Below are 15,723 nucleotides of genomic sequence, written 5' to 3' on the forward strand. Positions count from 1 at the left end.
TTCTTCATTCCTTCTCCGGCAGCGTGCCGCCTTCTCCGTCTCTCTCCCGCTGCTGTCGGATCTCCTTAACCCGCTCCTCGTACCGCTCGCGGATGCGCAGAATCGCTTCCTGGTGTAGTCGCTTCCTTCTTTCCTCTGCGAGACGGTCAAGCTCCTCTTTCTGCTCCGGGCTGACCTTGTACACGTTCGTCGTTATAACCTCGGCGGTTGTATACACCGCTTCCGCTTGTGCCCGATCCCTCTTGTCCTTGTCTGAGCTCGCCATCTGCTCCCGCCTCCATCCCTCGGTTCCCGATTACGCCAGCCGTTCCCGGTGCCAACGGTCGATGCGCTCCTGGTAGTGCGGTGAGACGATCGGCGGTCGGCCGGCCTGGCAGACGAGCGACTCGCCGTCGGTCAAGCCTACGCCGCGCGGCTCGAGCTCGGCCACGAGACGCTTCCGCCACATGGCCAGCTCCTTCGCATGCTCCGCTGACGAGGCGAGGTCCCGGCATTCGCCCGGATCGGCCTCAAGATCGAACAGCTGCTCTTTGTCGGCCCGCGGCAGCCAGATGTACTTCCAGCGGCCGTCCGTCAAATAGTGCATCTCCTGCAGCTCCGAATAGCAGGTCCTATGCTCGCCGTGCACATAGTCCCGCCAAGGCGCCGCTTCGTTCTCCATGATCGGCAGGAGGCTGCGGCCGTCCACCGTCTCCGGTATCGGCAAACCGGCCGCGTCCAGAATGGTCGGCATGATGTCCTGCAGGCAGACCGGCTCCTCGACCCTGCCGCGTACCTGCCGTTCCATCGTTTTCGGGAGCCGGACGATGAGCGGAATATGGGAGGCTCCTTCATAACCGTGGGTTTTGCGCCACAGATGATGATCGCCGAGCATATCCCCGTGATCCGATAAGAACAGGATCAGCGTATTGTCCAGCAGCTTGTGTTTCTTCAGATGCATAAGCACCCGCCCGATCTGGTGATCAATATGATGGATAAGTCCGTAGTAGCCAGCCCGCGCCCGATGAATCTCCTCGTCGCTCCGTTTGCCCCGCCACGCGTCCGGACTCGCCGCATCCTCCGGCACGTCGTGCACCGAGGCCCAGTCACCGACATAGGGCTTTGGCAGCTCCTTGTCCATATAGAGATCGAAGTAGTAAGGAAGCGCGTCGTAGGGCGAATGCGGACGGGCAAACGACATCTTGAGGAAGAACGGCATCGTCGGGTCCCGCCGGTCGAGGAACTTGATCGCCTCGCTCGCCGTCCAATTGACCGGATGCAGAAACTCCGGCGCATGGAACGGCCGGCACATCCACGAATTCCAGTCCAGGCCGTGGTCGGTCATGTCGTAATCGCCGGTTTTGTGCTCATCGAACCATCGCTTGTAGTCGGAGACGAAGCCCGGGTCCTCCACGCGGCCCGACTCCTCCAATAGCGTATGGTGAAAGCCGTTCAGCGCCCGCTGCGGCTGAAAATTCATTTTGCCGATGCCCTGGGTCTGGTAGCCGCCCTTGGCCAGCTCGCCGGGCATCGTATGGGCGAAGCCGCCTCCCATCCGTCCCGTCCCCAGCACGCCCGTATGCCAGGGGTCCATCCCGGACAGCAGGGTCGTTCTAGCGGGAACGCAGGAAGGCGTTGACGTGTAGGCATGCGTGAACACCGTTCCCTGCGAAGCGATCCAGTCCAGATTCGCCGTCTCGATTACCCGGTTGCCGGTGCAGCCGAGCGTGTCCCAGCGCTGCTGGTCCGTCATAAGCAAGAGCACGTTTGGTTTCTTCATCGTTTGGATGTCTCCCCTCTCCACAAGTGAGAAGCCGGATCTTTCCGGCCGGACGCTTTCTTTGGCGCGGAGTCTTGTTGCAAGCGTTTTCCATTCTCTACCATACACCTCCTTTTGCGGGATGTCTACTCGCCAGTCTGCCCTTAAGAGGATATTCGGAAATAGGAAAAAAGCCGCTTCTGTCACAGAAGCAGCTTTTGCAGGGCCGCTATGTTCGTCTCGAGAAACGCCCGGTTCTTGTCCGCGCCCCGCCGCTGGCACCAGGCGACTCCGCCGACCGATTCGTAAAACGAGTAGAACGGCAGAATGCGCTCCAGATCCGGCAGAGGGCGGACCGACGCGTAGCCGGAGGCGAACGCCTCCCGCGTGCCGGGATGAACGGCCAGAATGTCTTGCTCCACCTTGGTGAAGTCGATCTCCGACGAGCCACCTCGGCTGCTCTCAAAGTCAAGCACGCCGGTTACCCGGTCTCCGTCCACAAGCAGGTTGCCGGGCCGAAAATCGAAATGCACCGCGCATGGCCCGTCCTGCGGCGGCAGCCCGGCGAACAGCGCCTCAAACCGGCCGCGGCACGCCTCCGCCAGCTCCGCGCCGAGCAGCGGCTCCGCTTCGGCCAGCTGGACGGCGAAGTTCGCCCGGATGTAGGCGCGCCAATCCGGCTGCGCCAGCGGGCGGAAGCCGGCCTGGCCGTCCGTGCCGTAGCCGGGCATCTCCACGGCGTGGAGCCGCGCCAGCGTGCGGCCGATGTCGTGCGCCAGCTCCGGCGAGAAGACGCCCGCGGGCTGCCGACCGGGCACCGGGGAGAGGAGAAGCGCTCCCGCTGTCTCCTCGTCACCCTCCCACAGGCCGAGTACCTCGGGCACGGGCAGCCGCCCTTTGAGCCGGCCGAGCATCGCCTGCTCGCGGTATACCTTTTCGCGGTTGAACGGGAGTTTGACATAGACGTCTCCTCCTTGACGAAGCTCGACCCGATAGACCTCCGAGCTGTGGGAGTCCGGGACGGGGTGGACAGCGGCCGCCTCCAGCCCGAACTCGCGTAAAATAGCCGGTAATTTGCTCATCTCTTCTCCTGCCTCCTTCTAGAAAGTATTGTACAATAATGGAAACAAAAGGGCCTTCAAACCTTTTATAAAAGAGAAGGGAGGATGTCTTATGAGCTTAAAACATGAGAAACCTATGAGGTTAGACCTTGCTGACAAACCTTATTTGACTAAAGGATGGGGCTATGCTGCCGCTCTAGCGCTGCTACCGTATGCGATATTAAAATCGCTTTGGGCATGGGGATCAACAATAGGACTTACGACAAAACAAGCTGTGCAAGATGTAGCAGGCTTTGGTGATTCGTTAAAGGAAGGATCCTCTTTTCTATATGCGTTATATACCATGGGAATTGACTTCACGGCTATCTTGGCGATCCTGGCCTCTTTATTTGCTTTGGCTCTCGTAACTTCCTGGGGGGAGAAGCTGCCAAAAAGGTTATTAATCCTATCAGGATGGTCGGTTGGCGTGTTGACCGTTCTAATCATCTTCTTGACAGCCCTTCAAACTCGGCGGCATATGACCTACGACGGCATAGCTCCCCACGAGTCGGGCAAATGAATAGAGTTTGGCCCCGAACCTTGCCGTTCCCGTTCAGACAAATAAACCTTGAAAAAAGACAAGGGTTAGTCACCTGTGGCAGCATCATCGTTCACTGACTTAATTCCAAACGCTATCCATCTTCCGTCGATGTCTTCTATCACAAATTCTTTATTGCTGTAATCGGTATTTGATAAGGGACGGACAATCTTAACATTAGAATTTTGTAATTCGTCCTGAAGCATTTCTTGATCTCTTGTAATAAAGTAAGCATCATACCCATACCCGTATAATTCTCTATTTGGCAGGACTCGTTTTCCGTTTGTCTTCGTTAAAATGATTTCGGTTTGATCACGATATAAACAAATGTGAGGTTCCGCCACGTCTAAATAATGTACTGCTTGAAACCCCTCGGCACCAACAAGCCCCCTATTCACGCCCCATTTCCTGCCCTGTCCTGCCGGACAGTCGGTCACATAAGAAACGGCCGGCTGAATATATTGGTAGAACTACGCAGTCTGCGCCGAGGAGGGACCGAAGTGACCGAACCGCTGTTCATCGTATCCCGCGAGGACTGGTCGCTGCACCGCAAGGGGTACCAGGACCAAAGCCGCCACCAGCAAAAGGTTAGAGACGCTCTGAGGCAAAACCTCCCCGATCTCGTCACCGAGGAGAGCATCATCATGTCGGACGGCAAGCAAATTCTGAAGGTGCCGATCCGCAGCCTCGACGAGTACCGGTTCCGGTATAACTACAACAAAGCCAAGCACGTCGGCCAGGGAGACGGCGACAGCCAGGTCGGGGACGTGCTCGGCCGCGATCCGGCGGACGGCAAGCCCGGCAAGGGAGACGGCGCCGGCGATCAGGCCGGCGAGGATTATTACGAAGCCGAGATCACGATGGAGGAGCTGCAGACGATGCTGTTCGAGGAGCTCGAGCTGCCGAACCTCCAGCAGAAGCAGAAGGACCAGCTGACCACGACGGATATCGTGTTCCACGATGTCCGCAAGAAGGGCCTGATGGCCAACATCGACAAGAAGCGGACGATCATCGAGAACCTGCGCCGCAACGCCAACGCCGGCAAGCCCGGCATCCACGGCATCTCCCCCGACGATCTTAGGTTCAAGACGTGGGAGGAGGTCCGCAAGCCTCATTCCAATGCCGTCATCCTGGCGATGATGGACACGTCGGGGTCGATGGGCAGCTTTGAGAAGTATGTCGCCCGCAGCTTTTTCTTCTGGATGACTCGGTTCCTCCGCTCCAAGTACGAGAAGGTCGACATCGTCTTCATCGCCCACCATACGGAGGCAAAGGAAGTGACCGAGGAGGAGTTTTTCACCAAGGGCGAAAGTGGTGGTACAATCTGCTCCTCGGCCTATCTGAAGTGTTTGGACATCATGGAGAAGCGGTACCCTACTGCCCATTACAATGTCTACCCGTTCCATTTCTCGGACGGCGACAATCTGACCTCGGACAACGCCAAGTGCGTCGAGCTGATCGGCAAGATACTGGAGCGCGCCAACTTCTTCGGCTACGGCGAGGTGAACCAGTACAACCGGAGCAGCACGCTCATGTCCGCCTTCCGGCAGATCCATAACGAGAAGTTTCAGCACTGCATCATCCGCGAGAAAGGCGAGGTGTACAAAGCCCTCAAGACGTTCTTCTCCAAAAAGGAAACGGGGGTGGCGCGCGCATGACGACCGCGGACTACATCAAGCAGCTCGAATATGCGATCGACGAGATTACGGAGATTGCCAAAGGCTTCGGCCTGGACTTCTACCCAATGCGCTACGAAATCTGTCCCGCCGACATCATCTATACGTTCGGCGCATACGGCATGCCGACGCGGTTCAGCCATTGGAGCTTTGGGAAGTCCTTTCACAAGATGAAGATGCAGTACGACTTCGGCCTGAGCAAAATTTACGAGCTCGTCATCAACTCGAATCCGTGCTACGCATTCCTCCTGGAGGGCAACTCGCTCATCCAGAACAAGCTGATCGTGGCGCATGTGCTGGCGCACTGCGATTTCTTCAAGAACAACGCCCGCTTCTCCCGCACGAACCGGTCGATGGTCGAGACGATGTCGGCGGCCGCCGAGCGGATCCGGCAGTATGAGATTGAATACGGAACGGAGGAGGTCGAGGCGTTCCTCGATGCCGTCCTCGCCATCCAGGAGCACGTCGACCCGAGCCTCATCCACCGGTACAAACGGGAGTCTTCCGAGCGGGACGCCCGTGAAGGGACGGACGGCTACGGGGCAGCCGGACGCGGGGAAGCCGGGGGGCGCAAGCAGACAGGCGGCTCCGGAGGCAAAGCAGCCTCCGGATCGGCCGGGCGGCGGAGCGGTCCGTCTGCGGCCGCTGCCCGGAAGCCGGCGACGCCTTACGACGACCTGTGGCAGCTGGATGGAGGTCCGGATGACGACGAGGAGGAGGCGGATCCTCACAAGTTCCCGGCGGTGCCGGACAAAGACCTGCTCTGGTTCATCCAGCAGTATGCGCCCTACTTGAAGGAATGGCAGCGCGACATCCTCTCCATGCTGCGGGAAGAGATGCTGTACTTCTGGCCGCAGATGGAGACCAAGATCATGAACGAAGGCTGGGCGTCCGTCCACAAAGGAGCTTTTATGTGGACCACTCCTTTGAAGCCTTCGCTCCTTTCCGTACATTATGTTAGCATTATTATAGTAATCAATGGGTCGCAATGTAAACGGTCATTCGATATCCAAATAGAAGAAACAGAAGAGGGTAGAAGGAAATCAAGCAGAAATGTATTGGGCAGCATTCACCCATCGCACATACAACAAGAAGCATTACCAAATCGCCTGCTAGGCGACTTGATTCGTCAATACCATACAAGCTGTTAAAAACGCGATTTTTCGACGCGTTTTTTTTATGATATTATTAAAGGTGTAACTACTTGCTTCTTGGAGGAATTAACTTTGACAAAGGACTACATATGCATAGAATCATTCTGCGGAGCCGGTGGTCTCGGAATAGGTTTACATGATGCTGGTTTTAAAATCGGTGCCGCTTTTGATTTAAATGAGCCCGCTGTATTGACGTACCAAAATAATCTTTCTGACAATTGTTTTGTCGCCGATGCTTCCAAGATAACCGGGGACTTTTTACTGAACTACACAAAATTAGGACGTGGAGAATTGGATCTTTTTGCGGGAGGACCGCCTTGCCAAGGGTTTTCCAAGCAAAAGAAAGGTGCTCATCTTGGCGATGATGAACGAAATAAGCTTGTGCTTGAATATGTTCGGCTTGTCAAGGAACTTGAGCCCAAGTTTTTTATGCTGGAGAACGTCGCTATGCTTGGTCAAAAACGAGGAAAATATTTTATCGATGCGTTGAAGGAAGAATTACAGGATTATATCTTGTATCCTCATATTTATAATTCAGCCGATTACGGACTTGCCCAAACAAGAGAACGGTTTATCATAGTCGGCAAAAATAAAAATTTATCAGCTCCGTTTACAATACCCGAGCCCACAGTAACAAAGTGGAAAACTGTTGGAGAAGTCCTCGCAGGCCTTCCGGAACCTCCAGAAAATCCAAAAGAGGAACATCCAGATTTTCCGAATCACTACCGGGCCAACGTAACGAATATCAATATCAAGCGGTTTTCATTCGTCTCACAGGGCGGCGGTTGGCGGGACATTCCGTGGGAGTTCCGCCTGGAGTGTCATAAAAAAGCGGATCCGACAAAAGGTGGTTGGACCGATGTATATGGCCGCCTAAAATGGGACGGACAGGCTCCCACCATTACTGGAGGCTTCGATAGTTTTACACGTGGTCGTTATGGCCATCCACTCCAGAATCGTCCCCTTACGCCAAGGGAAGCTGCACTTTTGCAGGGATTTCCTCCACAATATCGTTTTCATGGAACAAGACACGAAATTCGTCACCAGATCGGTAATGCAGTGCCTCCCCTTCTTGCAAAATCAATCGGCATTGAAATAAGAAAAAGTTTAATGATAGAAGATGGTGTCATTCTGCAAAAAAATCTTCAAGAAGTGGCTGCAGGAAAAGAATAAAACAAAAACCGGATTAGCTAATTTAGTAATCCGGTTTTGTTTTATTGGTATTTTTCAAATAGCCTACTTGCTTCGTAAAAGAACTCACCGAGTGGCTTTACATATATCGGCGGAAAAATGTTGTTCAACGCTATATACTTTACCGGCGTGTCTAAATAATAAATTCTATACATCTGCGAGATAAACATTTGATACAAACGCCATTGGTCAGGAAGGCATATTTCCGTCACATCGAGTAGTCTATTATTCGTCTTTGTCTCAGATAAACAAACGAGCATTCCCAAAAATCTTCCCGTACCGTATACACCGTCTAGAACACGTTGGTGTGCCCACACTTGAATGACACGCTCCCGAGTTGACGTTTTTACAGGCATGTGTATTTTAGGGCGATTAGTTCCCAGGTCAAAAATATAATCGGTTGTAAGACTAGTTTTCATATCGAGATTTAATACGTCGATTGATGTTTGTGGCTGAATTTTTAGCATAATGGCAAACCAGTGACATGAAAAATATTCAAAAAATGTTCCAGGTGTTTTTTGATCCCCATCCTTCGATAAATCGATGACAGCACAAAAGCTAATTGCCAAAGTGTAAAGAACTTTTGTAATGTTGGTGGCATCTGTGTACTCTAGTTGATCTTGAATAATATAATTTATGGTTTTTTCTATAAATTCCTCATCTTCAATATATAACTCAGTATTAATGGCTCTAGAAATCTTTCTTTCATTTCGAAAGACAAAATATTGTTTACCAGGAATTCGAGAAACTAGCGGTGTACGATCTTTCGACTCTAGAGTATAGTGACAGAGTTTATGTAACTCAAGGAACAGTTTAGTTATTCCAATGTATCCCGCATCGGTCTTTGTTAATGCACCAATCTTTTTATATATTTCTATAGCAGCATCCATAGGTATCCTCCGTTTGTGTAAGAGCTGACCTTATTTTTTCGGCAACTAACTCTGGGTTTCCTTTAAATTACTTATTTATTCTTTTTTTACTTTTTAAACGGATAATACAATTTCTACGCAAATAGAAACCATCACGGATACCGACTATCTCATCGGTAACCTTAGTCATCTTGCCTATATAGTCGATCTCACCCTCAATCATTACTTCTACGACCACATCGTTTGATACACATAATCGCAGTTGCTCTGTCGTTGATAAAATATATTTTTTCACTCGTTATTTCCCCTCCCTTTAAAAAAAGCACCACAAATCCAACATTAGGATCATGGTGCTCAGTTAGTTGTTTTGCAGTTAATCGTATTTTTGTCCTGTTATAATTTTCTTACAGGTTGAACATTCAACCGTACATTTTCTATCATAACTCAGTTTCTCTTGAGAGGTTAGAGGTGGATATGGCTCAATTTCTTTTACAATCATTATGCCACCACATGTACACTTAAACATTTTTTCACCCCTATTGTAACAATTTTTCACTTGTATAAGTCACATAACGCATTATGCTTACTATTATAACAGGTGGTGAATTAAAATGGCAGATATTCATTCAAAAGAGCATCGACGGAAAAACATGCAGGCCGTACGGTCTAAAGCAACAAAAATTGAACTTCAAGTTTCAAAGGCATTGTGGCATCATGGTGTACGGCTCCGTAAGAACGTTAAAGATTTATTCGGAAAACCTGATTTTGCATTAAAAAAATATAAAATCGTTATTTTTATTGATTCTTGTTTTTGGCATGGATGTGAAGAACATCGAAGCATCCCTAAGACTAATGAAGAGTTTTGGATGGCAAAAATAAATCGAAACAAAGAGAGAGATAATGAAGTTGATCAATACTATTTCAAAGAAGACTGGAATCTTCTACGCATTTGGGAACACGATCTAAAAAATGACTTTGATTATACAATTCAAAAAATTATTGACTTTATCGACAAAAGTAAAAACAAAGCTAAATAGGTGTGTGCATTATATTCATTTCGTTCAGAGCATAGAAGGAGATAAAACGGATGAATGATTCTCGGATTGCAAAATTGACAGAAAATAACAGGAAATGGCTTAGTTCATATATTTCAACTAAGCGGTCTGGACAAGCGAAAATCAAATCTGATCTGTTGGCTTTGCTTGAAGCTCACTATTTGGACATTACTTCAATATCGCTCACTGAAATGGAGACTTATATAAATTTGTTAAAAGTCGACAACTCTACTAACACAGTAAATCAAAAAACAGATTCATTTATTCGCTTTTTCAAGCATATTCAAGAGATGGATAACGTTTCATTTTCTTTTGATCCTGATTTGCTCAAAATATTTAAATTTGTAAAAGAAGATCTGATTAAATCACGTCAAGCGAAGCCTTTAAAAGTGAGTGAGATTACTAGGATCCGTCATCTGCTTAAAGATGATGACTTAAAACTTTTCTCATTTGAGCTGGCTTATGAATATGGTTCTACGCTTGAAGAATTAGCAGAAATTAGTCCTGAACATTATGACCAGCGACTAAACTTATTACTATTGGGTGGGAGACCTATACAAGTCACAAACTCACTTTCTTCCTTGATTGAGAGAAGCCCGCGAATACTCATAAAGAGAAGCAAAGAGTCTTTCAGCGACTATTTTCGCCAGATTGGTGAACGTGCGAAACAAGAGGGTATTTTTGACCAACGGGGTTTGACTTGGCTAGATATCAAAGCTACACGGGAGCAAAACTTTATACGATGCTCTGAATGTGGCAACAGCTACGAAAACAGTGCGAATTACTGGGTATTAGCCCAATATTCTTATGACGAATCTGAAAATAAATGGTTGATTTGCAAATCATGTGGGAGCAAGGATTCTATATATGGATAAAATTTCAATCTATTCTTTAGAATCCTCCCTGTCAACTGTTGTTATTACAAAGTCCTCATCGGTTCTGGCTGTCCAAACGGAACCATGTGATCCCCTTTATGAAATCTATACAGAAAACATCGGAAAAGCAACCCTTCAACAACCCCAAGAAGATCATGAAACACCTAATTGGGTTACGGAACGGCTGAGAATCGGTGTATTTGGCGAAAAGGTGGCTGAGAGTTACTTAAAACACCACTATTCGGACGTTAAAAACGTTACGAAAGACAGTTGGAAAGGATACGATTTAGAGGCGTCGACTGGAGATAGTCGGATGTACATTGAGGTGAAAACAACATATACGTCGAATTGTTTTTACTTATCGATCAACGAATTAATAAAAGCAAATTTATATGGTGATTCATACTATATTTTTTTCATTAAGATTTGTAATAAGTCAAAGAAAATTCATGGTTATTTAATCAAAAACCCCATCTCTACACTATCTATACCTTTCAATTATATGACCAAGTTGTTCCAAAGTCCTTCCGTTTATGTCCAACCTTGCAATTTCATTTTAGAGTTATCACCAAACCAAATACTCGTGCTTGAAGAGGGGGAGATCTGCTTAAACGATTATGCTGGCTCATTTTAATATATACTTTTATTGGCATATTTTTAAAATCTATGAAACACAATTGTATATGAGGACAGAGCAAAGAAGAATGTGAGCGGTTCAATCCTAATCGACATTACAGCAGGCCACAGAGAAAGTATTCTTCGTGGCCATGTATGTAATATCTAACATTTAAACTAAAAATAAAGTATGTCCATGCCCCTAATTTTCATGGACATATTTTAAATAAGCCTCTGAGTTTTTTGTGCAAAAGGGCGATTTTCCTTTTTATCTTGCAGCTTGTAATTTAGATTTATTTATCGCTTTATATTGTTCATCAGTTATTAAAGAGGACACGAAATTATCCATTAACACATCTAAAACCACTCGCATTTCTTGCGTAGAAGTGCACTCAATTTTGCCTTGATCATTTAGTCGCAAGTTGATTGTCCCACTGCTAATTAACTCTTTGATTCTATCAACTTTTACCTCGTCCATTGGGTATGTGGAGCCCGCACGTGCTAATTTCTTTTGGAACAGCACCCGTGCAGATACAAATTCACGTATATTCTCCATGTCAGCAATAAAATCCATTGAGGATAACTCAGCTAATGTTTGCTCCGCCGCTTCTTTAAACTTTTCGTAATAACGAAACAACTCTAACACCTTCGATTCATTTAATAACACTACATAATCGCCTAATAGGAACGCATCCCAGTTTTCATCCAAAAATATTTTCTTGCTGCCGTTGTCTTCTTCTAGCTTGTAACTACCTCTTCCTGGGATATACTTCATGATCCTTCTTCGTTTCAAGAACACTGTTTCCGAAATACTTTTAATCAAATAAAAATCTTGATTATCGATTTGAATATGGCAAATGAACACCTTTGGCTTAAAGTCATCCTGGTTTATCGTCTCGTGTGCTGACTCGCAATCAACTGTGTTGATACAATTTTTCCATTCCGCTAATTCGCTTAATTCTGTTAATTCCAGGTACCTCTTAGTGTCCTCGCTTGATTCATCGATGTCGCCCATATCTAATAATTCAAATTCTTGTAACTTGGTAACGGTACTTTTAGCTTTTGATACTAACCATTCTTGAACTGAATCATCAATTATTATTTCCAAGGGCTCCATTGCATCATATCTCGTTTTCGTTCCTTCTCTTAACTTCGAGCCAACTATGTACAACCGACAGGGGATATTGATTGAGTCTTGTGTTTGATTAATTGATTGGCACAGTTGTTCCAGGAGTCGTCTCGCTGTATTTTGCTCTTCTACAGTTTCCGTATTTGGCAATTGAATTACCCCTTTTCTGAACCGTCTAATAAAATGCTTTCGCCTTCTAATCGATAACAAATTCTTGAAGGTTGCTTGAAAAGAACTGATCGTTTATTTTTAGAAATATAGAGAACATCTCCTCTTTCAGTCTCAACGGAGTAAATATGATAGCCGAGTGCAAATAACAAAGGATTTATGTATAACATTTCCGAACGGAGGGATAGCCAAAGAATCAAGACCAACAGAAATAAAGTAACCCAAGTATCATTCCAAGTATTAAGGTTTAAAGACACTAGTGGCAAAATATATGTAGCAATATAAGTTAATACATCTTGCTCGCGTGAGATCACTTTTTTTATCTCTACAGCTTTTGCACCAATTCTTCGTGTCTGAGTTGTTATTATATCGATTGCTACTAAGAGGCAACTGACTACTGAAATAATAAGCAATATACTAGAAATAGCAAATAAGAATATTTGTGGTGACATCGAGATCGGTATACGATGTATGTTTTCAAGATTGAACAATTTTAATACGAGAACAAAAAACAAAGGGCAATATGCCGAAAAAACCAATGCAAGCTTATACCAAATTGGACTTTTCATTTGTCTCCCTCACTATGTACGCCGTTCCCCCTAAATACAAAAATTAGAAATCATCCATTATCACTAATTATAATTCAATATAGCTTTAATTTAAACCAAGAATTGCCAAAGGAAAAACAAATAATATAATGTCACTAAAGCCTCAACGGGCCCCACGAAAAAATTTTAAAATAAAAGCAGCAGCCGGAGAGAGAAGGCAAAATTGCACATCTCAGACGACGGCTGCTTTTATATAATAATTGTTTCCAGTAGTCATCTTTTACCTTGTCTATAACGGATAAAATCCTCTACTATCAATTTTATCAACTGCTTTTTACTTTTTTCATCTTTATCATTATTAATTGGCAATTTAAAATTTATCCGCATAAAAAACCTCCTCCTATATCATATTAAAATAGGAGGAGATTTATGATTTAAGCGGAACTTAATTGTTTAAAAACCAGTTTGCAACCTTTCAAGCTGCCTCGAATATCCCATTTCAAGAAAATATCCAGCTGGTCATTTGTAATGATGACCTTTTCAATCAAATTGTCAACAAACAGTTTTTTCTTGGCCGGTGAAAATTGTTCATAGAACGCGAACTGCTTTATCATTTCCAAATAGGCCTCCACATCTTCCAAACGCAGCTGACTTTGCTCCAAAGACCGCTTAAGTTCGGCAATTCGAACCTCATTTTGTTTCTGTTTTGAACCCAAGTCCAGCATACGTTGGTTATACATGTCGACCAAATCTGGATTAGTTGTGCTGCCGACATTCAAGAAAAGAGTTTGAATCTCCTTTTCCAAGCGAGCCTTATATCTCGTCAACTCATTTAACTCGGTGTTCAAACTTCCTTTCTTGGTTTCTGTCTCTTTCTTTGCCGCGTTGAATACGACTTCGCTGTCCAATGCACTGGCCAACTCCATTGTTTTCTGCAAAACCTTATGGTCGATCAGATGTGCGTTATAGTAAGGCTTAAAGCCGTGTTTCTCCGTACCGTTACAGACATAGCGAAAATGGGGATGTTTAACTTTTTCTCCGTTCTTCCTTACATATTGCGTTGTGCCATTACGGGCCCCGAGCTTTTTACCGCAACATCCGCAATACAAAATACCGGATAGCAGGAAAGGGGAGGTAGTAGCTATATTGTTTTTTTGCCCCCTTTTTTTGCCGGCACGGGAGATCATTCGGTCTTGCACCCGCTCCCAGTCCTCCAAGGTAATAATCGGATCAATCCAATCAGCTTTGGTTTCATAGCCTTCAGCTTTTTCAGGAGTATTTCGACGCCGAGAAGTGGTAAAACCCCAGCGATAGTAGCCACAATAGAGCTTATTCCTTAAGATAGAACCAACAGTAGCAGGGTAAAAGAGTTTCCCATACTTTGTTTTCTTCCCCTGCATATTAAGTGCCTTTGCTATAGCGATGGTGGAGTACCCTTCATGTAGATACATGTGGTAGATGGACTCCACGATTTCGATTTCATTTGGCACTTTTTCCATTCGCTTCGTGTGCTTGTTCCATTCGTAACCTGTTAATGAACCACCGACGTAAAGACCTCGATCAGCATATTGCCGCATATGCTGCTTCACTCGGCGACGAAGCTCAGTAACTTCGTTTTCATTTCTCCAGCCATGCAGCATGCTCACCAAAACATCGTACTCATCTACTGACCATGCTCGGTCGCTAGCGTCTGCAAAAATGACTTTTATGCCCGCATCTTGTAGCAGTATCTTTTGCAGAATGACTTGGTCGTAAAGACTCCGGACCAGACGACCTGATTGCCAGCTCATCAAGACCTCTATTCCACCATTTAAGGCTAATTGAATGACTTCCTGTAACACCGGCCTGTCTTCGATCGGCGTGTTGTACGCAGATTCTTCTTCCCGAAAGATGGCTACGACTTCGAAGCCTTCTGCCTCACACTTCGCTTTGCAGATTTCAATTTGGTTCTCCAAGCTTACCTTCTCGAATTTCTCTTCCACCGATCGACGGACCCATATACCGGTACGCGGTTTCTTATTAGTTCGTGTATCCACTTTAGGTTCCTCTCTAGTTGAAATTGAATCGGCCGAAACTACTAATAGCATAATTCGTATTGTGGACTTGAACTAGACGCAAATATTTCTGAATGATGCAATTTAAATATATATATCTCTTCATGAAACATTAAAAAACTATTGTCTGACATATATTAGTATATGTTTTGAACTTACACCTTATGCTATATCTTTTTTATTTCGCTATACATTATTACAAAAACAAAATATAAATAAGATCCTCATTTATGGATTTATCCCCCAAAAATAAGGATCTTATTAAGCTAGGTATATTATGGATTCCTTTTATTTTCTGTACCCGGAAATCATTTCAAAAAATTTCTCCATATGAAGTAAGTTACTATAATATTGGTCTAGTTTCCTTTCGTCACAATCACATATCATTAAGATGCTCACAAAAATATTGAATAACTTTTCGTATATGGCAGCATCAAAATTTTTAGGGTTAAACTTCAATGGAGGAAGATCTCTGGTCAGCGTCATATTTGCAAAGACTTGTTTTAAGGAAGTCTCATCATAAGGAAATAAGATCTGCTTCATCTCTTTGGATATTTTTTGATCAAGAATCGAATCTACAGTTTCTAAATAACACAATAAATCGACTCCGGAACGAGGTATTTTCCTATTAATAAAGTTTTTTAGATTATCTTTAACCTGTTGTGTATCTCTTCTTTGACTCGTGTATGTTTCGTAAATCTGAATATATTTATCTATATATTTATTTTTATCAATGGATTTATCAACTTCATTGTAGTATTGTACTAAAAGTTCAAAAATCATCGATTGCCACCAAACCTTTTTATTACTCTATATTGACTGTTTCACGTTGTCTTATACTTTTCGGTATTACAAATATAACGGTTCAGGGGGATTTCACTAATACCGAAAATTTTTATTGTTTGTCGGTGATACTTTTAGGTTGCCATAGCACGCAACTCAGCATGATGAATAATCCGGCGTACTTGTCGAAAAGCTCAGTAAGAGCGTGTCACCAGTCTTTATCGATCAGT

At 45.4% G+C, this 15,723-nt stretch carries 15 protein-coding genes and 2 pseudogenes; 7 read left to right on the plus strand and 10 right to left on the minus strand.

The features are described from left to right. Nucleotides 1–4 precede the first annotated feature (4 nt). From KJS47_RS08350 to KJS47_RS08360, 3 genes are all read right to left on the minus strand, one after another. Nucleotides 5–265 (minus strand): hypothetical protein, encoded by a 261-nt coding sequence (locus KJS47_RS08350; protein ID WP_213524422.1) that lies wholly within the window; start codon nt 263–265, stop codon nt 5–7. Nucleotides 266–295: 30 nt separating this feature from the next. Continuing rightward, nucleotides 296–1,759: an arylsulfatase gene (locus tag KJS47_RS08355; RefSeq protein ID WP_213524424.1), complete on the minus strand. Its 1,464-nt coding sequence runs from the start codon at nt 1,757–1,759 to the stop codon at nt 296–298. A gap of 182 nt (nt 1,760–1,941) precedes the next feature. Then, a complete protein-coding gene (locus KJS47_RS08360; protein WP_213524426.1) occupies nt 1,942–2,820 on the minus strand; it encodes a phosphotransferase family protein in 879 nt (292 codons plus the stop codon). A 91-nt stretch (nt 2,821–2,911) separates the two neighbouring features. Between KJS47_RS08360 and KJS47_RS08365 the strand changes: the two are divergent. Beyond that, a pseudogene (locus KJS47_RS08365) lies at nt 2,912–3,304 on the plus strand (hypothetical protein); the annotation flags it as partial. A gap of 119 nt (nt 3,305–3,423) precedes the next feature. Here KJS47_RS08365 and KJS47_RS08370 read toward each other — a convergent pair. Further along, entirely contained in the window at nt 3,424–3,774 is a 351-nt protein-coding gene (locus KJS47_RS08370) for a glyoxalase (RefSeq protein ID WP_249716175.1), read from the minus strand. A 102-nt stretch (nt 3,775–3,876) separates the two neighbouring features. Here KJS47_RS08370 and yhbH point away from each other — a divergent pair, with 102 nt between their 5' ends. The 3 genes and pseudogenes from yhbH to KJS47_RS08385 all read left to right on the plus strand — a co-directional run bounded on the left by yhbH (nt 3,877) and on the right by KJS47_RS08385 (nt 7,379). Beyond that, nucleotides 3,877–5,034 (plus strand): sporulation protein YhbH, encoded by a 1,158-nt coding sequence (yhbH, locus tag KJS47_RS08375; RefSeq protein WP_213524428.1) that lies wholly within the window; start codon nt 3,877–3,879, stop codon nt 5,032–5,034. Continuing rightward, a pseudogene (locus KJS47_RS08380) lies at nt 5,031–5,945 on the plus strand (SpoVR family protein); the annotation flags it as partial. The gene yhbH and the pseudogene KJS47_RS08380, both read left to right, overlap by 4 nt. A 333-nt stretch (nt 5,946–6,278) precedes the next feature. Next, nucleotides 6,279–7,379, plus strand: coding sequence for a DNA cytosine methyltransferase (locus KJS47_RS08385; protein ID WP_213524430.1), 1,101 nt, complete (start codon nt 6,279–6,281; stop codon nt 7,377–7,379). A gap of 41 nt (nt 7,380–7,420) precedes the next feature. Here the strand turns inward: KJS47_RS08385 and KJS47_RS08390 are convergent, their stop codons facing one another. Both KJS47_RS08390 and KJS47_RS08395 read right to left on the minus strand, forming a co-directional pair. Beyond that, entirely contained in the window at nt 7,421–8,287 is an 867-nt protein-coding gene (locus KJS47_RS08390; protein ID WP_213524432.1) for a hypothetical protein, read from the minus strand. A gap of 67 nt (nt 8,288–8,354) precedes the next feature. Further along, nucleotides 8,355–8,561, minus strand: a complete 207-nt coding sequence (locus tag KJS47_RS08395) for a hypothetical protein (RefSeq protein ID WP_213524434.1) — start codon at nt 8,559–8,561, stop codon at nt 8,355–8,357. A gap of 316 nt (nt 8,562–8,877) precedes the next feature. On the opposite strand from KJS47_RS08395, the gene KJS47_RS08400 reads away from it, so the two are divergent. From KJS47_RS08400 to KJS47_RS08410, 3 genes are read left to right on the plus strand one after another with little or no spacing between them, the layout of a single operon-like run. Further along, nucleotides 8,878–9,303 (plus strand): very short patch repair endonuclease, encoded by a 426-nt coding sequence (locus KJS47_RS08400; RefSeq protein WP_213524436.1) that lies wholly within the window; start codon nt 8,878–8,880, stop codon nt 9,301–9,303. A 50-nt stretch (nt 9,304–9,353) separates the two neighbouring features. Continuing rightward, on the plus strand, nt 9,354–10,196 hold the full coding sequence (locus KJS47_RS08405; protein ID WP_213524438.1) for a zinc ribbon domain-containing protein: 843 nt from the start codon (nt 9,354–9,356) through the stop codon (nt 10,194–10,196). After that, nucleotides 10,189–10,830: a protein NO VEIN domain-containing protein gene (locus KJS47_RS08410; RefSeq protein WP_213524440.1), complete on the plus strand. Its 642-nt coding sequence runs from the start codon at nt 10,189–10,191 to the stop codon at nt 10,828–10,830. The genes KJS47_RS08405 and KJS47_RS08410 overlap by 8 nt, the downstream gene beginning before the upstream one ends. A gap of 249 nt (nt 10,831–11,079) precedes the next feature. On the opposite strand, the gene KJS47_RS08415 is transcribed toward KJS47_RS08410, so the two are convergent. The 4 genes from KJS47_RS08415 to KJS47_RS08430 form a co-directional block, all read right to left on the minus strand. Continuing rightward, the gene (locus tag KJS47_RS08415; protein ID WP_213524442.1) at nt 11,080–12,090 is read right to left on the minus strand and encodes a Kiwa anti-phage protein KwaB-like domain-containing protein; all 1,011 of its coding nucleotides are present in this window, start codon (nt 12,088–12,090) and stop codon (nt 11,080–11,082) included. 5 nt (nt 12,091–12,095) lie between these two features. Continuing rightward, entirely contained in the window at nt 12,096–12,677 is a 582-nt protein-coding gene (locus KJS47_RS08420) for a hypothetical protein (protein WP_213524444.1), read from the minus strand. Between the two features lie 413 nt (nt 12,678–13,090). Continuing rightward, a complete protein-coding gene (locus KJS47_RS08425; RefSeq protein WP_283772060.1) occupies nt 13,091–14,743 on the minus strand; it encodes a recombinase family protein in 1,653 nt (550 codons plus the stop codon). A 255-nt stretch (nt 14,744–14,998) separates the two neighbouring features. Then, entirely contained in the window at nt 14,999–15,493 is a 495-nt protein-coding gene (locus KJS47_RS08430) for a hypothetical protein (RefSeq protein WP_213524448.1), read from the minus strand. Nucleotides 15,494–15,723: the final 230 nt, after the last annotated feature.

This window comes from Paenibacillus sp. J31TS4 (assembly GCF_018403265.1).
Classification (GTDB): domain Bacteria; phylum Bacillota; class Bacilli; order Paenibacillales; family NBRC-103111; genus J31TS4.